Below are 19,744 nucleotides of genomic sequence, written 5' to 3' on the forward strand. Positions count from 1 at the left end.
GATCATCGGATACCTCCCACCCCATAGACGGCGTCGGCTCGGCGGCGCTTCTTGTCGATCTCCTCGGCCACGTGCTCAGGGTCGCCGTACACGTTGCCGTTGATCTCCACCACCGTCGACGAGCTCGGCGCCTGTCCCCCCGTGCCCGGTTGCCCGGTCACGGTGCTGGTGGCGGTGATCGTGGCAGACACCGACGACATCGCCGCCTGCGCGCGCCGGGAGGCGGACTCCGCCATGGACACGAGCGAGTCACCGAGGCTATCGGCCTCAGAGTCGACACCGACGACAGCGCCCCGCACCACATCGCGGCCGGGCTGGATCATTCTCCGGGCCGGGGACTTGATCCCGAAGAAGTCCTTGAACCCGTCGAAAGCGGCGCCGGCCAGATCAACGATTGCGTCGACCAGTGAGCCGACCATCGAGCCGAGACCGTTGATGATGCCCATCACGATCTGCACGCCGAGATCGAGCCAGTTCACACCCATCAGGCCGTCCCAGATTGCGGAGATGATCTGCGGCAGCATCTGCAGGATCTGCGGGATCGCTTCGACGAGTCCCTTGATCAGCGCGACGACCAGTTCGATTCCGGCTCGGATCAGCTCGGGCAGCATCTGCAGCAGCCCGGTTACCAGGCGCAGCACGAGGTCGATCGCGGCGGTGATCAGCTGCGGTAGGGCACCGATCAGTCCCTCGATCAGCGACATCAGCAGTTGAATGCCGGCCTCGATGATCATCGGCAGGTTGTCGATGATCGCGCCGAGCAGCCCCATTACGAGATCGAGCGCTGCCTGCAGCAGTTGCGGCAGGGCGGCGACCAGGCCCATCACGAGAGCCATCAGCAGCTGAATGCCGCCCTCGATGATCATTGGCAGAGCGCCCACGATCGCCGTCAGCAGCCCGGATACCAGCTGGATCGCACCCTCGATGAGGAGCGGCAGCGCGGTGATGATGCCCTGGATGAGGGCGATCACGAGCTGGATCGCACCGTCGATGATCAGCGGCAGGTTCGCGGTGATTGCCTGCACGAGCCCCTGTACCAGCTGCACCGCACCCGATACGAGCATCGGGATCGCGGCGACGAGCCCCTCGATGAGCGCGGTGATGATCCCCGATGCCGCGGTCAGCAGCAGCGGCACCTGCGCCACGATCGAGGACACGAGCTGCGGGACCACGGTGGCGACCTGCTGGACAATTCCGGGGAGCGCGGCGACGACCTGATCGAGTATCCCCGTCAGCGCCGACACGACCGCGCCGGCGTCCCCGCCCGAGAGCGCGAAGCCGGCCAGTGCGGCCGCGACGATGCCGAGCGGCGACCCGAGGGCCGCGAGCGCTCCACCGAGTCCAGGCAGCAGTGCCCCGAGCGGACCGAGGCGCGCGAGCACACCGGCGATCCCCCCGGCACCCAGAGCGGCGAACGCGGCCCCGAGTGGGGCGATCACGCTGCCGAGACCGTCGAACACGGACAACACGCCACCCGCCCCCGAGCCGACCTGGTTCAGCGCGTTCGTAACCCAGTCCATCGCGGGACCGAGCACGGTCGTGAGAGTCGTACCGAAGGCCTTCGCTCGTTCCTCGATGGGGCCGAGGGCGGAGGTCGCGGCGGCGATCAGCGGGCCGATCTTGCCGTAGATCCCCTCGAGCGCGTTCGCGCCGATCCGGCCCATCGCGGCGAAGAAGTTCTTCGACGCGCCGGGAACGGTCTTCCCCATTTCTTCGGCGACGGTGCCGGCGGCTTTCTCCGCGGCGGCCGAGAAGGTCTCGAAGTCGATCTTGCCCTCGGAAGCCATCTTGAAGACCTCGCCCGAGGTGACTCCGAGTTGGTCGGCGAGAGCCTGGTAGATCGGGATGCCGCGGTCGGCGAGCTGGGAAATGACATCGTTCTGGACGCCGTTGGCCTGGGTGGCGGCCCTGTTGAAGATGCCACCCATCTCCTCCATGGACATGCCCGCCGCGGAGGCGTTGTTCGCGATCCGCTTCAGGTGCCCCTGCAAAGCCTCCCCTGGCCGGATGCCCGCGGCCACCGCCGAGGCGGCCACGGTCGCGGCCTCTCCGAGGCCGAAGCTCGTGCCCTTCACGGACGCCATGGCGTCGCCCATGATCGCGGTCACGGTGCCGGCGTCGTTCCCGAGCCCGCGCAGCTTCGCCTGGGCCGTGTCGATCGCGGTGAGGCGACCGAAGCCCTTGCCGAGCGCGACACCGATTCCTGCAGCTGCGGCGGTGACGCCCGCGGCCGCGGTGTTGCGGAGTCCGTTACCGAGCGCAGCGCCGGCGCGGGAGGCGACGCTGCTGGCCGCGGTTACGACCGACTGCAGCGCCGATGAGGTCGCCGATCCGATCCCGGCGAGCCCGGAACGGAAGCGGGCGATCAGGCCCTGCGCGGCGGGGCCGCCCGCGGCCGCGATCTTCGAGAAGAGTCCCGACACCTGCGTGGTGACCGGCGTCAGCCAGCTCGACACGCGGGCCCCGAGGCGCATGAACGGGGCTGCCATGAGCGTGCCGGCGGCGGCCGCGTACTGCCCCATCGGGGCGAACGCAGAGCGCACGTAGGAGCCGACACCCGAGATCCAGCGCGAAGAGGCCTGCCACGCCTTCGCCAGGCCGCCGCCGACCATGGTCGCCATCGACGTGAACGCGCGGGAGGTCTGCTGCGCGGCCGTCGCGGCCCACCGCCCGAGGGTGGTGTTCCGAGCGAGAACGAGGGTCTCCTTCGCGATGCCACCAATGGACCCGGCGACACCAGTGAACGCTGACTGCGCGGCACGCGCATCCGAGTAGCCGGCGTGAATATGCTGGGCGAGTGCTTTCAGTCCGCCCGCGCTCTTGACCGTGGAGGCGGTCACTGCGCGGTTGGCGGCGTTGACTGCGTCCTGTGCGGTCTTGAGCCGCTTCGACGCGGCGGAGACGGTGTCGACGGCGGCCGCGTGGTTTCGGCGTGCAGTGGCGAGGCGCTCCTCGGCGGCGACGGCCTGTGACGACCCTTCGCCCGACTTCGCGATCGCTTCCTGCAGGCGCACCTCGGCGACGCGCACCTTGCCCGCCTCGTCCTGCTGCTTCAGCCGTGCACGGGAGAGCGCGGCCGCCGCCGCGGAGACGTTGCGGTTCAGCTTCGACAGCTCCGCCGCGCCGAGGTTGCCAGCCGAGGTCGACAGCGACGACTTCAGGTCGGCGCCGAGCGACCGCCCCGCCTTCTGGCCGGCGCCCTTGAATCCGGCGTCGAACGACTTCGCGCCGGCAGCGCCGGCCTGCTTCGTGTCCTTCGACACGCGGCTCTTGAAGCCGGTCATAACGGGGAAGATACTGATGTGGGCGGAGCCGACCTCGGACGACATGGCACCTCCCCGGGTGGTTAGGTCGAGAACACAATGCCGTCCTCGAGGGCTGCGGTGGCCTCCGCGACCTCTTCGGCCGAGGCGACCGTCTTCTTGCGACGCGGGTTCTCGAGCGCCCACGGCATCAGCCGCTTGGACGCTCGCGGGTTCCCGATTTGCGCGATCAGGCCAATCAGCTCGGGAGTGGTCGCCGGGTAGGCCCACCCCGCCAGCGCGGCGCCGAGCACGGTCGAGGGGTCGCTCGCGGCTTCCTCGAGGAGCGTCTTCGTTTCACCCCATGAGACGGCGCCGCCCAGGTCCGAGAGCCCCACGCCGAAGCGTTCGCGCAGGGTGCGCGCGACGTCGGCGTGGTGCTCGCGGATGAACTGGACGACGCTCAGGATTCCGGGAATGCGAGCGTCTGCGCGCGGCGCAGGGCCCGGAAGTACTTCTCGGTCATGATCGCCACCGAGATCAGGTTGCGCTCGTTCAGGCCGTCGGCGAGCTGGGCGCCGGCGTAGGTCTTGATGAGGTGCCGGAACTGGTCGGTCGGTTCGTCGAACTGCTCCTGCAGCTCGTCGATGACGGCGAGGCTCAGGCTCAGCGGGATCTTCACGATCTCGCCGTCGGAGAAGCGCCCGACGAAGTCCTGGCCGACGATGATGTACTGCACGTCGTTGAGGGCGCGCAGCGCGGCTTCCTCGGCTTCGGGCGTCCAGCTGTCGAAGTCGTACTCGACTACGGTCTCCGGTTCGGTCGGGGTGGGCTTGCTCTTGGTGGTGCGGGGTGCGGCCATGGTGGCTCTCCTTCGGGTGGGTCGGGTTCGGGTGTGAAGCTGGCCGGGGCGACCCGATAGCGCCCCGGCCAGCGGTCAGGTGGGGCTACGCGGCCTCGCCGGTGGCCCAGTCGTCGCCGCCCCAGTGGGCCTTCATGCCGTTGCCGTACTCGACGTACTGGCCGGTGGTCCACGCGGTCGTCTGGCCGAGCGGGCCGAGGGCGCGCAGCGCGGCGATCGTCGTCGGGAGCGCGGCGCCCGTCGGGGTGAACGCTCCCGGGGTGCCGGCGGTTACTCCGGTCGGGGCGACCGGTGCGCCGGGGACCGCGGGGCCCCACTGCCAGAACGGGGAGCCCTCGAAGAGGTCGTGCTCCTGCCAGGTGAAGGTGACGTTGGCGCCCTTCACCGAGCCCCGCTCGGCCTGGTCTGGCTCCACCGCGGTTATCGACGCGACACCGATCTGTCGCTCCTCGATACCGCCGCGGTAGCGGATCGAGGAGAACAGGATGAAGCGGTTATCGGGGAGGTTCGACGACACCTTGTAGACGCCGTGCTCGTCCGGCTCGACGCCCTCGATGAGCGCGAGCACGGTCGGGTTGTTCTCAGCCAGACCGATCGTGAGTGCTCGGGTGCCGTCGCCCGACTTCTTGTAGCCGATCTGGAAGAACTCGAGCGCGTCACCGGACTCGCGCGAGGGCGAAGGGCCGCCGTCCTGCTTGTACAGACCGAGCTTCTTGAACCCTGCGGGAAGCTCCAGCGGGCTCGCGGCGAGCTGCGCGGACGTCAGCACATTCTCCGGGCTCAGCGGCGCGTACGCCGCCATACCGGTAATCGGGACGCCAACGGCGTCGAGGTCGAATCCCTGCTCATCAGCAGCCATGGGTGTACTCCTTCGAAAAAGCAGAAGCCCCGCGACCTGCGGGGCTTCAGGTGTGGGTGGTGGGGTGGCTCACCAGGAGCCGGCCGCGACGTACTGCGCCGTCAGATAACGCCGCGCCACATCGAGGTTCTCGGGGACGGCATAGGGGCCGTTGCAGCCGCCCCACTCGACGGCCGCGATCGGCGATCCGTGGACGAGGGGGAGCGCATCGTCGAACATGAGGCCCGCGAGCCAGCGGGCGATGTCGTTCGCGGGCTTGTCGTTCGTGCGCGTGCCAGCTAGGACGGACGCGCCAAGCGAGCGGTCGAACGTGGGCCAGTCGCGGCGGGTGCCGGAGTCGTCGCGGATGACGATCAGCGGGCGGCGCAACGGGAGCTCGAGGTCGGCGGGTTCCTTGTTGCCGACGTCGACCGAGAGCTGAGCCGCCGCCGCCTCGCGGCGGACGTAGCCGGTCATCCAGAGCTCGAGGTCCGGGGGCGTGATCCTCATTGCTTAGCACCTTTCAGGCTCCGCGCCAGGTTCCCGGTCTTCGACTCCACGAGAAGCGCCTTCGGGTCGTCGGAGACGACGCGCGTTGTCCGCCGGTACCGGGACTCGTGGTGCTCGATGTGCAGGCTGTCGCGATAGGCGTTGGTGTCGACCGGCGCGCTCGCCTTCGCCTTCGCGAGTGCGCGCTGCCCGGCGGCGTCGGTGACGCGCTGCACCTTCGGCTGTCGCATCGCGGTCTCGAAGAATCGCGGGTTGAAATCGAGCTCGGTGTCGCCGCTGCGGGCCATGATGCGGTCCTCTCCGGTCAGCCGACCGAGCGGGTCAGCGGGATCTCACGAGGCGGCGTCCACCCCGTGAACGGGTTTGTGTCCGCGGCAGGCGGGATGCCGTCGATCGAATAGACCTCGCCGAGCATCTCCGTGCCCGCCGGGATGCTCCGCACGCCCTCGGGTAGTGGCGGGTCGAAGGTGCCGGTGAACACCCGGTCGCCCTTCTGGACATCGAACTCGCCTTCGCAGTAGAGCGACTTCGCCTCGAGCGCCTGCTCGCGTGTCGCGTCGGAGAGCATCGACGTCGAGGTCTGCGCGACGAACGCGCCAGGGATCTTGAGCACGTCGGCGCGATCCCAGTCGCCGGCGACCTGGCCGCCGGAGTATTCGTCGTCGACGAGGCCGGCGCGGAGACGGTAGACGGTGCTGCCATAAGGAAACTCCATGCTCAGTACCTCTCCGGCCAGATCCGCGACACTGGCCGCTCCTTCGGGAAGCTGCCGACCGACAGCCCTTGACCGTTCGTGCTCGAGCAGAGCGCGCGCAGCGCGCGGGTCGGGTCGCCGTCGAAGGCGGACGTGATCGCGCCGTAGTCGACGGCCGCCGATCCGATCCGCTGCGACTTCACGAACCGCGGCCCGCGCTTCACGATGTCGGTGTAGATGCGGCGCAGAATCGCGATCGCGTCCTTCTGCTCCTCACTGCCTCCAGCGAACGAGGAGATGCAGGGGGCGATGCCGCGAGCGACGATGAGCACCTCGCGTGCGAGGTCTTCATCGGTGCCGATCATGTCGTGCGTGATCACGTCAACGCCCCCTGTCTCTCTTACTTCTTCGGCTTGCCGACGAGGCCGACAGCCTGGGCGTGCTTGACGCCCTCCTTGGTGAACTCGTCGCCGACGGGGGTCCCGCGGTAGACGTACCGCTCCCCGCCAGCGGCGAGCGGGAGAACCGCGACCGGGGCGGTCACGACGAGGGCCGGCACCTTCGGTGCGGCGGGCTTGGCCGACGACGCTCTCACCGCAGCCTTGTCGGTCTCCGCCTTCTCCTCAGCCGCCTTGGCCGCAGCGGCCTTCTCGGCCCCTGCCTTCTCGGCTGCCGCCTGCTCTTCGGCCGCCTTCTCAGCGGCGCTCAGGCCGGCCATCAGAGGCCCGTCCCGACAAGCTGGCCGCCCGCGAGGGGCTCGGTGACGACCGGCACCGTGACGCGGCGCCCGCGGAGCTTGTAGCCCTCGGTGTCGTCGTCGCGGATGCTCTTGACCTCGACGCCGAAGTCGCCGGCCGAGGCGTAGCCCGGGCTGTTGAGCTTCTCGTCGGCCATGCCGCCCAGCTGGTCCCGATCCACCAGGAGCGGGTTCGGGCCCTGGAAGTGCGGCGTGGTCGCCCAGGTGAGCCCGAGCGCGTCCACCGGGAGGTTGCCCTGCACCGCCGTCGCGCCGGACTCGCGGGGGAGCGCCTTGTCGTCGATCAGCATGCCGATGACCTTCGCGTACTGCGCCGGCCGCAGCACGACCGTGTCGAGCTCGAGTCCGAGACCGAGTTCCTCGCGCTGGGCCTGGAGCGTGATGATGGACTCGACTGCAGCGCCCGCGGTGTCCCAGGCGCCCGCGTTGAAGGTGCTCGAGACTCGCGACGCGATCACGGCCATCGCGACGGAATCGACGTAGCGCACGATCGAGTTGCTGACGCGGAGGATGCCGCGGTCGACCGGGGTGCGTCCCTGACGGGCGATCTTCTCGTCGGAGACGATCGTGTCCAGGCCCCACTTGTCGGTCTTCGCGGAGACGACCTCGCCCTCGTCGAGCACGACGAGCGGGTACTCGCCGAGCGGTGCGATGGACTCGGGATCGGCGCCGGCGTCGACGGGCTCTCCGGTCTCGTAGAAGATGCCCCCGCCGGTGGCGTCGAAGCGCCCCTGGAGGAGGTAGTCGGCGATGAACCGCATCTTCGTGATGTCCGCAACGCGGCGCGCGATGAGGTTCGGCCGGGACAGGAACAGGTGCAGCTGCTCCGGGGTGAGTGTCCCCGAGGGGTGGCTCACGGGGTAGGTGTAGGCCATGTCATCTCCTCTCAGATGAACAGGACGTCGATGACGTCGTTGTCGGCGGCCGCGGCCTCGAGGGCGAGGCCGATCGGGTTCTCGGTGGAGCCGAGCGTCTGCGCCTTCCCGGCCGCAGCCGAGGAGACCTTGTCGCCAGCCGCAATGGGGCCGCTCGCAGTGAGCTGCTGCACGCCGCCGGCGCGCGTGAACACGGTCACCCGCTCGCCGGCCTTCGCGTCGAAGCCGGCCACGCCGACCACGCTCGCGGAGTCGGCGCCCGCCGGCCCGACCGAGCGGTTGCCGGTCACCTCGACGAGGCGCCCGCCGGTGACGTCGGCCGCGGCGGTGAAGGTCACCGACTGGCCGGGCTTGAACTTGGGCAGGTAGTCAGCCATCTCAGGCCTCCTTCTCGGTCGAGCCGTACACGGCGCCGTACAGGGCGTCGTCGGCGCTGGTCAGGGTGTCGGAGTGACCGACCTCCTGCACCGGGACGGCGTTCTTGGGGAAGGACTCGAGCAGCGCGGCGATGCCTTCCTCGTCCTTGTCGAGCTGAGCGCGCCAGTTGTCGCGGGCCGACGCGGCGATGCGGCCGTCGCGGAGTGCCGCGGCGACGATCGCGTCGCGTCGGGCGGACTCCTGCTCGCGGCGAGCCTGCGCGCCGAGCGCGGCGTTCTGGCGCAGCTCTTCGAGGGTGGCGGCGTCCATCACGACGGCGCCCTCGGGGATGGCGGCGGACGGTGCCGCCGGGGTCTCGGCTCGCTCCTCGAGCGCCTCGTCGAGCGCCGCGAGCAGCGTCTCGTCGGAGGCGTCGGCATCGGTCACGCCGAGCCGCTCTCGAATGCCAGCCGTCAGATCGTCGTAAGCCACGACGTTCTCCTTTCGGTTGGGGTCACCCGGCTCGGACGAGCTCGGGGGCTTGGGGGCGTCCGCGCGATCGGCGGCGCGGCGACCGTCCGATCGCGCGAACACCGACAGGTCGAACTTCGCCTTCGCGGCTTCGGCGTCACCGACGCCCTCGATCCGGTCGGCGAGCTTCTCCGCGACCGCCTGCTCGGCGGTGAGAAACCGGTCCTTGTCCATCTCGGCGAGCCAGTGCTCGACCGGATCGCCCGACTTCGCCGAGTAGATCGACGCGATGTTCCGGTCGAAGTGGTTCTCGAGCTCGTCGGCGACCGCCCGCAGATCCGCCGCATCGCCGATGACGACGCCCCACGCGTTGTGGATGTAGAGCTGCGTGTTCTGCATCATCACGAGCTCGTCGGCCGCCGCGGCGATGAACGACGCCGACGACGCCGCGATGCCCTCGACAACCGCGACGACGCGCGCCGGGTGGGCGCGGAGCGCGTTCATGATCGCGATGCCCTCCATCACCTCGCCGCCGGGGGAGTTGATCAGGAGCCGGATCTCGGTCGTCTCCGGCGGGAGCTCGTCGAGGACGCGCGTGAACTCCTTCGCGGAGACGCCCCACCACTCGCCCCAGCTGTCGATGGGGTCGTAGAGGCGGAGCGTCGCGACGGTCCCGTCGGAGCGGGACGTCGGCGCCTCGGCGCGGATGGGGGTGCGCTGCACGTCTCCGTGGGCAGCGTGTCGGAAGGGGTTCATGCGGCCTCCTCGGGCTCGTTGTTCGGGATCCGACTCACGTCTGGACCGTCTCCTGTCAGGTCCGCGCCGGCGAGCCGGATGAGCTCGCGCGCTTCGTCCTGCCGCAGCGGGACCTTGTCGGTCGCGAGGTACACCTTCTGCGCGGTCTCCGCCGCAGCGCGTGCTCGCGCGGAGGCATCGGCGTCCGGATCCTCTTCGCGGCCGGCGGTGGGCTCCGCCTTGACGGGGGCGCCGAAGCGTTCCCGGATCCACGCCTCGAGGGGCTCGTCGACCTCGATCGCTCCGCAGTCGATGAGCGCCCGGATTGCGTCGGCCGTGACCGGCTGTTGCTCGCCGATCGCCGCGGGCACAAGTCGCGGCGCGGGCTCCGACGTTCCCCAGTTCAGGTCGACGATGTCTTCGATGACGTGCTGGTTGGTCACGTCGGCGATGTGCTGGGCGACGGCGTTCAGGGAATCGGTGAAGAAGTTCGCGAACGTCGACCCCAGCGCCCATGAACCGGTCTCGGTGCCGAGGTTCAGGAAGTGCGCGAGTACAGCGCGCGCGATCTGTTCGTCGTAGTACCTGATCGGTTTGTCGAGGTCGGGGATCTTCCCGGTGACGCCGACGAACTGCAGCGTGGAGCCGTGAGCGAGTGAGGCGCCGGCGGCGTCACCCGCGCGCGCACTCTTCGCGATGTCCAGCCCGCGATCGATCTCCTTCTCCGCCCAGGCGACGATCTCCTCGTAGGAAGTTCCCTCTGGTGGAGGAGCCGCTGTGAACACCGGCAGCCCGAGCCCGTTCCGTTCCGCGGCGAGAGCCTGGATGCGCAGGACGCGGTCCTTGAGGATCCACATCTTGTACGCCGACCGCAGTAGCGATTCGCCGATCCAGTTCGCGCCCTCACGCTCGTTGACGAACGCGACGAGACGATCGACCGGGATCTTGACCTCGGCACGCCCATTGCGGCCGTGCTGCTTAATAGCGACGAGGCCACCATCTTGTGCGACCTCGACATCGGCGATCGTGCGCGGGGGACGCCACGCGAGCTTCCCGAGATGCGTCGCACCCGTGCTCTGGTCGTACACCTGCTCGAAGAAGCTGTGACCGTAGACCAGCTCGAGCAGCGCGAGCCGCAGGAACTCCTTGAACGAGAACCGGCCCTTCGTGCGCAGCGGAGCGACGAACGGTTCGCCCTTCACGGGCAAGCCGAGGTCGCCAGCGACGTGGGCGACGACCTCGGGCCGGCAGCCTGTCCCGTCTACCACCCACTCGGTGCGCAGGATCGGGAGCGTGACGGCACGCAGCACCGACTTAACTTGCGGATCCTCGCGGCGCATCCGGTCGAACACATCGATCGACTGCGGCCACTGCAGATCAGGGTTCTCCTCGTGAGTCTCCGCCGTAAGCTTCCCCCACCCGAGAACCCCGGCATCCACCTGGTATCCGATCTCAGCCAAGGCGGACCCCCTCTCAGAACCCCGCCGAACGGAGGTCCACTTCATCTCGTGCGACGCTGCCGCGGGTCAAAACCGCCGCCCTCGCAGGTGGCGGCGTTCGCTTCTTCGGTGATGCTTCGGACTTGATGACGCCCCACACGGCCCAAGTCACCGACTGGGCGTGCGAGATCGGCTTCGTCGGGTCGGACGGCTCCCACGTGAAGCCGGCGCGGCCGATCGCGCGAGTCGTCGCGAGCTCGAGCGACTTCGTGACCTCGGCCTGGTCACGGTGCAGCACGAGGCCGTCGTTCGACATCTCGATGAAGATCGAGTGTGCGGCGGCGAGCTCGTCGATACTCATCGGCAGGTACTTCACGCCGACACGGTCGAGGTCCGCGAGGATCATCGCCGCGTTTTTCGGGTCAACCACCACGAGCGCATTTCCAAGCTCTGCCTTGAGTGCCTTTACTTCGTCGGCGACCCACCGAACCTTGCGGTCGGTCTTGTGGTGTTCGACAGCAATGTGCTCGTCGTCGACGCGGATCGCTTTCGAGATCGTCGCGTACCCTCCGCCCCGGCCGACAGCGACCGCGATCACCCCGCCGTCACCCTTCACCGGGTATTCGCCCGCGACGCGCTTCCACACCGCGATGTCGAGTTCGGAGAGCTGCACGGCTTCCTCTTCGCGGCGGTTCGGCCAGATCGAGAAGCGCAGCCGCTTCACCGACTCAGGATCGAGACGCGAGATCTCGTCCTCGATCGTCGCCCGAGTCAGCCCCGGCCGGTAGCCCAGGCCAGGATTCCCGGCCCGCCACACCTCAGGATCTCGAATGTCGATCTTCGCCGCGACATCGGGATCGTGCGACCCCTTCGGATTGAACTCCGCCCACCCGGTGCGCGGGTCCGTGCCCGCGCGGCCACGGTCGCGCACCCCTTCGAAGTACTCCGAGTTGTTCAGCTCGTCAGGTACCGTTCCGGTGAAGAGTGCCTGAGTATTGTCCACAGCCGACATGGTCGGTAGTAGCGCATCCATCGCCGGCTGCGGGGTCTCCTGCGCCTCGTCCACGACAAGTACGTCGACAGTGAAGCCGACACCCGCGTTTCGTGACCTGGCCATGAAGATGAGGCGGTTGCCGTTCGCGAGTTCGAAGCCGCGCCACTGGTTATTGTCCTTGATGCCGCGCTCACCGCCGAGCAACTCGCCCATGAGCAGTGGCGACGAGGTGATGACCCTCTTCAGACGTCGGAAGGCCTCGACGGCGGTCTTCACCTCGTGCGCGGAGTGCAGGATCGTCTTCGGCTCCCCATCAGCTTTCGGCCACAGAAACAGGTGCGCGAGCTCGAACGGCAAGATGATGTTGCCCTTGCCGTTCTGCCGGCTCACGAGCACACCGAACTCCGTGCACACCCACCTGCCCAAGCCGTCGATTGAGAGAATCGCGTCGAGCGTGAGTTCCTGCCACGGATCCTCGCGGAGGCCGGCAACCGCAGCGAGGTCTAGGGCCTCGCCTACCCGAGATCCGGCCCGGTCGGGGATGCGGAGGAGGCTAGGCTCCTGCAGCCCGAGCAGCTTCTCGCTGCTCCCGCTCTGCCCTGGCAGCAGCAAGCTGGTCTTCAAGGGTGACCCCCTTCGTCGACTGGCCGTTGCCCTGAATCTCGGAAATCTCCCGCAGGATCTCCCGCTGCTCCCGCAACGCGAGGTACGCGCGCGTCGGATCGGACGTCGTCAACGCGGCAACCACCGACCGCGACTGCTCGAGCATCTCCCGCAGCGTCTCCAGCCGTGAGACGTGCCCCTCAGGCGTCGTCGGCACCGGCTCAACAACAACCGGTGCCTTTTCGGCTTCGCGAGCGACCTGCTTCTCCCGCCGAACCTCAGCCGAGTTAGAACGCTCACGCGAATTCGCGCGCTTCGCATCCCTGCACGCATCACACACCGGCGACTTCTCCCGCAGATGCCGCCGATACGCCGCGTACGTCCCACACGGGGCCTTCGGACGCGCCATATCGCACCCCCTTAACTCAATTCGCACCCCACACGAATTCGCACGGGGGGATACCTGCCTCGGCCGAGCGGGAGAGTGGCAGCGGAGGGATGGATCTGGATTTTTCAGGGGGAGGGGGTCAGGTATGTGGGCAGTCGAGGATGCACCGCGCGGCAGTGCGCCCTTCGGGGCAGGCGTGCGGGTCGTGCGTGATGCTCTTGAGTTCGTCGCGGAGCTCTGTGGCTGCGCGTTCCAGTGCTTCGGCGATGACGATGCGCCCGGCTTTGGTGTCGGAGGCGATGAGTTCGCCGGTGATGGGGATCGCGATGGTTCCGATCTCGAACGGTGTCCCGTCGAAGATGGAGGCGTGGACCTTGATGGGTATCGTGCCGAGAGTGGTGGCCATGGTGGGTTCTCCGGTCGGTGGGTATGGTGACTCACATGGAAGTTGCTGCGCTTTGGGTTGCATTGGGTGGAACTGCGGCGGCCGTCGCGTCAGCCGTCGTCGCATGGTTCGCAAGAGGCGACTCCCTCCGCGCTCAAGATGAGGCGAACAAGTCCGCGGTAGAGGCTGCGCGCATCAATGAGCGGTCAGTGATGATGCAGGAGAGCGCGTTCAATAGACCACCGTGGAGCTTTGAATGGTGGAGCGGCGATACCTACCTGCTTACCAATACGAGTTCTGTGGATGCGTTGGACGTCGCGATCTCGTCACACCCAGAGGAGTTGGCTCTTCAGATCGGGATGGAGATGCCGGGCAAGATTGGAGCACGCAGCGCAGTCAAGATCATGTACGGGTCCCGAATGTCGGATCCGTGGGTGCGAGACATCGTTGTGTGCTGGAAGCGACCCGGTGACGCCAGCCAGTTGGAATGGAGATTTCCTATCCCGTCGCGGCCGCGTTAAGCGACGCGGTCGCGATCGACGGTGTACGCGCACGGTGCGGCCTCTGCGAGCATCTCGTCGTAGGCGGGGTGGTCTGCGGCCGCGGAGGTGGCGTAGACGGGGCCGGTGCGGCCTCGTGCGGCCCAGGTGGTGCGGGGCGTGACGGTGACGTGGTGGCGCCACCCGCGCTGCTTCGCGTACTCGGCGGCGTCGTGCATGCTGACGGCGAGGATGATCGGGTTCACGTTGCCTCCCATATCTCGACGGTTGCGGCGTCGCCCTTGTCTCGGTTGCACTTCCGATGGAACGGGTGCAGGTCTTGCTTCACGAGGTGCCCACCGTTGGCGAGCGCGTTGGGGTGGTCGGCGGTGAACGACATCGGATCCGTGTAGGGGAGTGTCGTGTCGATTGGCTGGCCGCATCCGTAGTCGCTGCCCCATCCGCAGGGGAGGTTGTCGCGGGCGGTGCGGCGCTTGAGCGCGGCTTGCTTGCGACGGTACGCGCGGTGGCCGTGACCGTTGCGGATCTGCTGCGTGCCCACGGTCACCTCCGGGAATGGCTGAGCCCCGATGCCGTGATGGCTCCGGGGCTCAGTCAGTGATGATGTTGGTGGATGGTTAGAAGCCGGTGATCTCCTTGAATCGGACCTCGGCGATTTCTCCGTTGGTGTCGAGGCAGAGTGCTTCGAATTTCCACTTGCCGTTGGCGTCGATGGTGTTCGTGTTCGCAAGGCATGTGCCGAGGTTTGCGCCGGCGGCATCGTACGAGTCGAAGGTGATCTGAACGTAGTTCGTGATTGCCTTGTCGCTGTTGTTGGACACGTAGCCGCTGACGATAGTTGAGAACCCGTACTCGTCGGGGGCGACAGTCCATCCCTCGTCGAGAGTGAGTCGTTCCTTGGGTTCCGGTTGGGGCTCTTCCTCTGCTTTTGGCTCTGCTGCCGGTTCTGACGCTTCGGTGTCGCTCGGTTCGTTGGTCTGAGCGGTGGCCGTGTCTTTCGCTACGGATTCGACCGCTGCGCCGAGGCCGGCGGTGGTGAAGGAGGAAGCGATCAGAGCCAACGCGGCGAGGATAAGGCCGGTCAGCGCAAATGCCTTCGGCTGCTTCTTCACGAGTGCGATGATTCCGAATGCCACGCCGGTGAGACCGAGGATGATTCCCAGGACCGGGACCAGCCCGAGCAGGAATGCGACGATGCCGACCACGAGGGCAGTGATCGCGAGGCCCTTTGGTGCGGAAGGTGGCTGAGGGGGTGCATACTGCGGTTGGGGCGGTGCGTAGGTGGGCTGGGCGTTGGTTGGCTGCTCGCCATTGGGTGTGCTCATGAGGAGATAATGGCAGACGGTCGTCGTCTATGTATCCCGTATGCGCGTTTCCGTGACCATTTGGTTATCCGACGGTGTGCGCGGGCTTTGGGCGCCCTTGCCCGACACACACCGCGGGTCGGAAGGAATGAGAAAGGGCCGGGGCGCATGTTCTGCATTCCCGGCCCACTTACTCAACCATCACAGTAGGGGGTGACACCGAGAGGGTGTCAAGAAGGTCATCCTGCGGCGTGTCGCCTGCCATGGCGCGGAGACGGTGTTGATGAACAGGGTCCGATGCGAGCCGACGGCGGTACTCAGCTAAGAGGACTCCCTCAGCAACGATTCGGCGGCCGAACCCGTCAAAGCTCATTGGCATGCCCTCTCGGCGCCATCTCTTAATTGACCTCACCGAGCGGCCGACTCGGGATGCCGCCTGCCTGTAGGTGTGCCACCGACGTGCGCTAGATTCTGGATTCATGAACTGCCCTGCCTACAATGATCGGCTTTGCGAGATTCAGTACCTTCTTGAGGGTCTCTCGCGCTTTGATCAAGCTTCTTTCTGGTCGACAGTGGTATCTGGCGGGCTTGCGGCGACCGCTGGTGCGATCGTCGGCGGCCTTCTTAGCTACTTCTTGTACCGAGCGAGTCGGAAAGACGATGCTGAAGTAAGAAGCGACGAGAGAAATCAAGCTGCTGACGTTCGAGCGAGCGAAGAGACCGCGCGGCAGCATCGCCTGAATGTCGAAGAGCTTGCCCGTTTTCTGCGGTTTCACACGAGCGATATAGTCAGGGACTTGCTCACGATCAACAAGCTCAGGCATTTTGAGAGGCGCCACCCGGAGGCCATCTCCGAGGAGTATTTTGCCGATCGATCCACCAAGCCTGGGCCGGTGCTTCGACTTAAGCTCGAGTCGTCTGCAGCCTTTTTGGTAACCACGGGCAAGACCAGAGAACTGTTCAAAGCGGTTCGAGACGAACTGGAGTCCAGCGAGTACCAGAGTGACCCCTATAAAGCTGGTCACATCCTTAGCGCACTCAGCGTGATAGCCATGACATTCTTCAAGGATGGAGAAATCGCTGAGGGGCTTATTGAGCAGTTCCGGAGTCAAGTCGATTTGGCGCGGGGCAACGGCGGGCCCCCCTGTCCCTATTGTAAGGAGGGGATATATTCTTGACTTCCTCACCACGTTTCCCCGCAGTGATCGCATGTTGCTCCTTTCAGCCCGTGAGGTCCCCATAGCGCTCTGATTGTGCGTTCGCCGCACGTGGGGCAGGGGCGGGGCCGGTACGCCTTGAACTTCGGCTCTGCTCGTGGGTAGTGCCTCCGCATCTCCCGAATCGTGTCGACGAGGTGCTCGGGGGCGTCGCCGAGCTTTCCGTCGTGCGCGAGCTGTTCGAGGTCGCTGATCTGGTTGGTGAGCCAGGTGCGGATCTCTCCCGCCCACGCGAACGCCTGATCTGGTCGGCAGACGGGGAGGCCCTGGGGCTCGCTCGCGCCCTGCCAGAGGCCGTTGCGCACGGGGGCCGGTGCGAGGATCCCGGTGTGCTCGGACACCTCCCTCGCGAACAGGACGAGCTCGACGTAGAGGGCGTCGGCGTCGTCGGCGGGGTCCGCGTTGTAGGGGAGACGGGCAGGGTTGCTGCCACCCGACACTCGTACTGCTTCGGTGTCCTGCGCCCGCACCGTCGTCTCCACGAGCTCACGCATGTGCAGGATCTGGAACGGAGCCTGATCGAGATGCCAGCGGAACCACTCGGCCCAGGTGCGGTCGGTGCTCACGTCAGCTCACCCCGCTTCGCCGCCTCACAGAGGGCGTCGGCAATTCGGTACAGGTCACCGAACTTCATCCCTTCCCTTACGGAGTGCGCGATAACCAGCCGCACCTTCTCGGGGTCGAGCATGGGCTGAGCAGCGAAGCGGTGCGAGCAGTCCATTTTGTGACCCGAAGCGCGGTGGCACTCGGCGCACCCGCTCGGCCTCTGCGGGGTGCCTGCTACCGTTGCCTGGTGACTGCGCCCCTCGTCTTCTGGACCATCTTCACGGCCGCCGCGATCATCATCTCCGCCGTGACCGCTATCGTCGCTTACCGTCGGAGTCGACGCGACCGGTGACGGCTCCCGCGGGGCGACACGAGCACCGGCGAGAGCGTCCAGCGGAACCGCATTGAGCACCACGCCAGCCGTGTAGATGTCCTCGTTCTGGGGCTCCTGATGCTCTGCGCTATCCGAGAGGTTGCAGCAGTTCGCGATGTGCAACACACGCGCGGCCTTCGCCACTGTCTCGTCACACGGCCCATGCCCTCTCGGTCTGTTCCTCGCTGGGGTCGCCCCGAGCTTGCCCGCAGCGTCGAGCGCCTTCTCGATCCGGCGGGCCTGTCGATACGCTGTCGTGGGCTCGATCGGGTCACGGCGATGGAGTGCCATCAGCGTGTCCGCGATGATCTCCACCACGGGTCGGGTGTCAGGTGTGGTGGTCATCTGAGCTTTCCTCTCTCGCTCTTCGCGGTTGACCTGGTCGATTCCTGCCCGGCAGGAGGGACACTCGCCGCAGTACGGAGGCGGATAGCAGTGCGGCCTCCGCATCACTCGGTCTCACCCCCTACCGGCAGTGGCTCCGTGTCCTCTTCGATGTCCTCGGCGATCGACTTCAGCAGCACCGCAAGCGCTCGCCGGTCGCCCCTCGTCTTGGCCGAATAGTTACCAGCCGAGTCGATCAGCACGCCGGCGTACTCGTCGAGGAGGTACGCTCCGCCGCGCAGCACATACACAGGGCTCGTCATCTCGCGCTTCGCCGTGATCTCAGTCGAAAGATCTTCGCGACCGGATTCGGGTGCAGCAGCACGAGAGAGCGCCGGAAGCGCGGCCAGGATCGCGTCGGCAGCGGCGTGGATCATGCCCATGTCCGTGCCCGCGTAGTCCGACAGGTCGGTCATCACGAGCACGTCGATCAGCTTCTCCCGCGCGTCTCCGTCCGGTACCGTGAGCGCCTCAAGAGCATCAGCGAAACGAGTCATGCGATCAGCCTCTTCACGCGCTACGACCGCACCGGGGCCGTTCTCCGTGAGCTTCGCGAGCAACGTCATGTGGTCAGCCCGGTCGCGAGCCTCCGCGATCAGGGCGCGGGTCTTCTCATCGGTCATGGTCGGTCTCCTCGTTTCGTGCCGCGTGGAATGCCCGCGGCTGGTGCCATTCGCAGGGGCCGATGACGCCGCAGACGGCGCACTTCGGATCCCATGTGTTGATGTGGGCGGTGGCGGCGTCTCGATGCCCGATCTCGCGCGCTCCGGTTCGGTGAGCCGCCGCGGCGATGCAGATAGACAAGTCGAACGGCAGCGGTGCTGGCTCGTGTCGCGGGGCCGCGACCTTGGCGCGCAGCCTCGCACCAGACTGCACGAGCAGCCCCCAGCCGTCTGGAAGCTCGCCCGGTGCGACGATCTTGGCATCCGATACGACGAGCCAGCGGTAGTGCGCGACCTCGGTGAACGCTTCACTCTTCTCCGGCCGCCTCAGCTCAGCCAGCCAATCCGAGCGGCTGACCTTCACCTCATGCCAATGCATTGCCGCCTGAGTCCCGTAGGGGATTCCTGGAAACTTGTCGAGCGCGATGAAGTCGGCGATGTACTGCGGCATAGCGTGGCCGAGCTTTCGGCGCACATGCTCGGCCCGCACATAACGATCAGCCATCGTGCCCGGCCTGATCCTGGTGTACCGCTGACCGAGCAGGTTGAGCATGTCACGCTCAGTCGCCATGGTCGTTCTCCTCTCCGAGAATGGCGCGAGCGGTCACGACCGCACCTCCTCGATACCGAGAGCAGCAGCGATCTCAGGCTGCACTCCGTGGTGCACCCACCCTTTGTCACCATTAGGCGGAGTGCGGTTGAGAATCGCGTCAATCGCCTGGGGTTGGTCGAACTTATCCGCGAGGGCTATAAGGTTCGAGACCCTCTGCTGCTCCACCAGGGCGAGTGTGGCGTGCACCTGCGCGTAGGCAAGCACGTCAGCCTTGTACTCACCTGTCTCTGCTGCCATTTCTGCGGATAGGTGACTATCTGCCGCAACAAGGCACGCCATAGCCTCGTTCGCGTGGTCAATTCGTTCGGTCATGGTGTTCTCCTGTCAGGTCTTCGGGGGTGATATCGAGACGAGCAAGCACAGCAAGCTCAGACTCGGTGAGGGGGCGCACGGAGCAATTGCGCCTCGCGCGGGTCGGTATAGTTCGGGACATGTTTGATGTCGGCGATGCCATTCCCGTGGTCTTTGGTCCCCATGAAGGCGACGTGTGGATGATTGCGGCCACGTTGCTGTCCTTCTCTGCATCATTGGTGCTTGGCGTCTCAGCGCTCAAGAACGGCATGACCGCCACAAGGATCGCGAAGGAAGCTAGCGACCGTGATGAGGCCGATAGGGTTGCTGAACGCGAGCGGCTCAGAGACGAGAAGCGACATGCTGCTGCCGCAGCAATGACGCGATCATTCTGGGCGTTAGACGCAGCAATTCGTTTTGCGCAGAATTCTCCAGGCACCGATGAAGCACTTCGAATGCAAGACAAGGCGAATAATCTGAAGATTGAAGCCGTTGTCGAGATCGAGCTGCTCCACCCCGACGAACAACCCGTTCCGCTCTCCATCTGGTTCGAACGGACGTGGGCGCGCATGAAGTCGTTCGCTGATGAAACGACTCGGAACCCATATCGGGGCGAAGCAATCGGATCCGTTAGACGCTGGAAGAGTCGAATTGTTGGAGTTGATGACTTTCTTGACCCGGCCCGGCGACTGTGAGTTATATGG

26 protein-coding genes are annotated in these 19,744 nt (G+C 66.5%); 2 read left to right on the top strand and 24 right to left on the bottom strand.

Annotated elements, in window-relative coordinates; all coding sequences use genetic code 11:
* Positions 1 to 2: 2 nt before the first annotated feature.
* The 19 genes from WFL22_RS00565 to WFL22_RS00655 all read right to left on the bottom strand — a co-directional run bounded on the left by WFL22_RS00565 (position 3) and on the right by WFL22_RS00655 (position 14,855).
* Positions 3 to 3,329: a phage tail protein gene (locus tag WFL22_RS00565; RefSeq protein WP_336991023.1), complete on the bottom strand. Its 3,327-nt coding sequence runs from the start codon at positions 3,327 to 3,329 to the stop codon at positions 3 to 5.
* Positions 3,330 to 3,346: 17 nt separating this feature from the next.
* Positions 3,347 to 3,640, bottom strand: a complete 294-nt coding sequence (locus WFL22_RS00570) for a hypothetical protein (RefSeq protein WP_336991025.1) — start codon at positions 3,638 to 3,640, stop codon at positions 3,347 to 3,349.
* Between the two features lie 65 nt (positions 3,641 to 3,705).
* A complete protein-coding gene (locus WFL22_RS00575) occupies positions 3,706 to 4,104 on the bottom strand; it encodes a hypothetical protein (RefSeq protein WP_336991026.1) in 399 nt (132 codons plus the stop codon).
* Positions 4,105 to 4,189: 85 nt separating this feature from the next.
* Complete coding sequence (locus tag WFL22_RS00580; protein ID WP_336991028.1) at positions 4,190 to 4,963, bottom strand: hypothetical protein; 774 nt, start codon at positions 4,961 to 4,963, stop codon at positions 4,190 to 4,192.
* 69 nt (positions 4,964 to 5,032) lie between these two features.
* Complete coding sequence (locus tag WFL22_RS00585; protein WP_336991030.1) at positions 5,033 to 5,452, bottom strand: hypothetical protein; 420 nt, start codon at positions 5,450 to 5,452, stop codon at positions 5,033 to 5,035.
* Positions 5,449 to 5,739, bottom strand: a complete 291-nt coding sequence (locus WFL22_RS00590) for an HK97 gp10 family phage protein (RefSeq protein WP_336991031.1) — start codon at positions 5,737 to 5,739, stop codon at positions 5,449 to 5,451. The genes WFL22_RS00585 and WFL22_RS00590 overlap by 4 nt, the downstream gene beginning before the upstream one ends.
* Before the next feature lie 17 nt (positions 5,740 to 5,756).
* Positions 5,757 to 6,167, bottom strand: a complete 411-nt coding sequence (locus tag WFL22_RS00595) for a hypothetical protein (protein WP_336991032.1) — start codon at positions 6,165 to 6,167, stop codon at positions 5,757 to 5,759.
* A 2-nt stretch (positions 6,168 to 6,169) separates the two neighbouring features.
* Complete coding sequence (locus WFL22_RS00600) at positions 6,170 to 6,526, bottom strand: hypothetical protein (RefSeq protein WP_336991034.1); 357 nt, start codon at positions 6,524 to 6,526, stop codon at positions 6,170 to 6,172.
* 20 nt (positions 6,527 to 6,546) lie between these two features.
* Positions 6,547 to 6,864: a hypothetical protein gene (locus WFL22_RS00605; RefSeq protein ID WP_336991035.1), complete on the bottom strand. Its 318-nt coding sequence runs from the start codon at positions 6,862 to 6,864 to the stop codon at positions 6,547 to 6,549.
* A complete protein-coding gene (locus WFL22_RS00610) occupies positions 6,864 to 7,778 on the bottom strand; it encodes a phage major capsid protein (RefSeq protein WP_336991037.1) in 915 nt (304 codons plus the stop codon). Before WFL22_RS00610 ends, WFL22_RS00605 begins: the two co-directional genes overlap by 1 nt.
* Before the next feature lie 11 nt (positions 7,779 to 7,789).
* Positions 7,790 to 8,155: a DUF2190 family protein gene (locus tag WFL22_RS00615; protein ID WP_336991039.1), complete on the bottom strand. Its 366-nt coding sequence runs from the start codon at positions 8,153 to 8,155 to the stop codon at positions 7,790 to 7,792.
* Position 8,156: 1 nt separating this feature from the next.
* The gene (locus WFL22_RS00620; protein ID WP_336991040.1) at positions 8,157 to 9,362 is read right to left on the bottom strand and encodes a head maturation protease, ClpP-related; all 1,206 of its coding nucleotides are present in this window, start codon (positions 9,360 to 9,362) and stop codon (positions 8,157 to 8,159) included.
* Positions 9,359 to 10,801 carry a phage portal protein family protein gene (locus tag WFL22_RS00625; protein WP_336991042.1) on the bottom strand — a complete coding sequence of 481 codons (1,443 nt, stop codon included), beginning with the start codon at positions 10,799 to 10,801 and terminating at the stop codon, positions 9,359 to 9,361. The genes WFL22_RS00620 and WFL22_RS00625 overlap by 4 nt, the downstream gene beginning before the upstream one ends.
* Positions 10,802 to 10,814: 13 nt before the next feature.
* Positions 10,815 to 12,398 (bottom strand): hypothetical protein, encoded by a 1,584-nt coding sequence (locus WFL22_RS00630; RefSeq protein ID WP_336991044.1) that lies wholly within the window; start codon positions 12,396 to 12,398, stop codon positions 10,815 to 10,817.
* Positions 12,328 to 12,786, bottom strand: a complete 459-nt coding sequence (locus WFL22_RS00635; RefSeq protein WP_336991045.1) for a hypothetical protein — start codon at positions 12,784 to 12,786, stop codon at positions 12,328 to 12,330. The genes WFL22_RS00630 and WFL22_RS00635 overlap by 71 nt, the downstream gene beginning before the upstream one ends.
* 118 nt (positions 12,787 to 12,904) lie before the next feature.
* Positions 12,905 to 13,171, bottom strand: a complete 267-nt coding sequence (locus tag WFL22_RS00640; protein WP_336991047.1) for a hypothetical protein — start codon at positions 13,169 to 13,171, stop codon at positions 12,905 to 12,907.
* Positions 13,172 to 13,667: 496 nt separating this feature from the next.
* Complete coding sequence (locus tag WFL22_RS00645; protein WP_336991048.1) at positions 13,668 to 13,895, bottom strand: hypothetical protein; 228 nt, start codon at positions 13,893 to 13,895, stop codon at positions 13,668 to 13,670.
* Positions 13,892 to 14,191, bottom strand: coding sequence for an HNH endonuclease (locus WFL22_RS00650; protein ID WP_336991050.1), 300 nt, complete (start codon positions 14,189 to 14,191; stop codon positions 13,892 to 13,894). Before WFL22_RS00650 ends, WFL22_RS00645 begins: the two co-directional genes overlap by 4 nt.
* 76 nt (positions 14,192 to 14,267) lie before the next feature.
* Positions 14,268 to 14,855: an FxLYD domain-containing protein gene (locus WFL22_RS00655; protein ID WP_336991051.1), complete on the bottom strand. Its 588-nt coding sequence runs from the start codon at positions 14,853 to 14,855 to the stop codon at positions 14,268 to 14,270.
* A gap of 578 nt (positions 14,856 to 15,433) precedes the next feature.
* Between WFL22_RS00655 and WFL22_RS00660 the strand changes: the two genes are divergently transcribed.
* Positions 15,434 to 16,132, top strand: coding sequence for a hypothetical protein (locus tag WFL22_RS00660; protein WP_336991052.1), 699 nt, complete (start codon positions 15,434 to 15,436; stop codon positions 16,130 to 16,132).
* 5 nt (positions 16,133 to 16,137) lie between these two features.
* Here WFL22_RS00660 and WFL22_RS00665 read toward each other — a convergent pair whose 3' ends face one another.
* The 5 genes from WFL22_RS00665 to WFL22_RS00685 all read right to left on the bottom strand — a co-directional run bounded on the left by WFL22_RS00665 (position 16,138) and on the right by WFL22_RS00685 (position 19,061).
* On the bottom strand, positions 16,138 to 16,737 hold the full coding sequence (locus WFL22_RS00665) for a hypothetical protein (RefSeq protein ID WP_336991053.1): 600 nt from the start codon (positions 16,735 to 16,737) through the stop codon (positions 16,138 to 16,140).
* Complete coding sequence (locus tag WFL22_RS00670; protein ID WP_336991054.1) at positions 16,734 to 17,435, bottom strand: hypothetical protein; 702 nt, start codon at positions 17,433 to 17,435, stop codon at positions 16,734 to 16,736. The genes WFL22_RS00665 and WFL22_RS00670 overlap by 4 nt, the downstream gene beginning before the upstream one ends.
* Before the next feature lie 104 nt (positions 17,436 to 17,539).
* A complete protein-coding gene (locus WFL22_RS00675) occupies positions 17,540 to 18,097 on the bottom strand; it encodes a hypothetical protein (RefSeq protein ID WP_336991055.1) in 558 nt (185 codons plus the stop codon).
* Positions 18,087 to 18,707: a hypothetical protein gene (locus WFL22_RS00680; RefSeq protein ID WP_336991056.1), complete on the bottom strand. Its 621-nt coding sequence runs from the start codon at positions 18,705 to 18,707 to the stop codon at positions 18,087 to 18,089. The genes WFL22_RS00675 and WFL22_RS00680 overlap by 11 nt, the downstream gene beginning before the upstream one ends.
* Before the next feature lie 33 nt (positions 18,708 to 18,740).
* Positions 18,741 to 19,061, bottom strand: coding sequence for a hypothetical protein (locus WFL22_RS00685; RefSeq protein ID WP_336991057.1), 321 nt, complete (start codon positions 19,059 to 19,061; stop codon positions 18,741 to 18,743).
* 119 nt (positions 19,062 to 19,180) lie between these two features.
* On the opposite strand from WFL22_RS00685, the gene WFL22_RS00690 reads away from it, so the two are divergent.
* Positions 19,181 to 19,735, top strand: coding sequence for a hypothetical protein (locus WFL22_RS00690; RefSeq protein ID WP_336991059.1), 555 nt, complete (start codon positions 19,181 to 19,183; stop codon positions 19,733 to 19,735).
* The last annotated feature ends 9 nt before the right edge of the window (positions 19,736 to 19,744 follow it).

Origin of the sequence: Leucobacter sp. VD1 (assembly GCF_037150695.1) — a bacterium.
Lineage (GTDB): Bacteria > Actinomycetota > Actinomycetes > Actinomycetales > Microbacteriaceae > Leucobacter.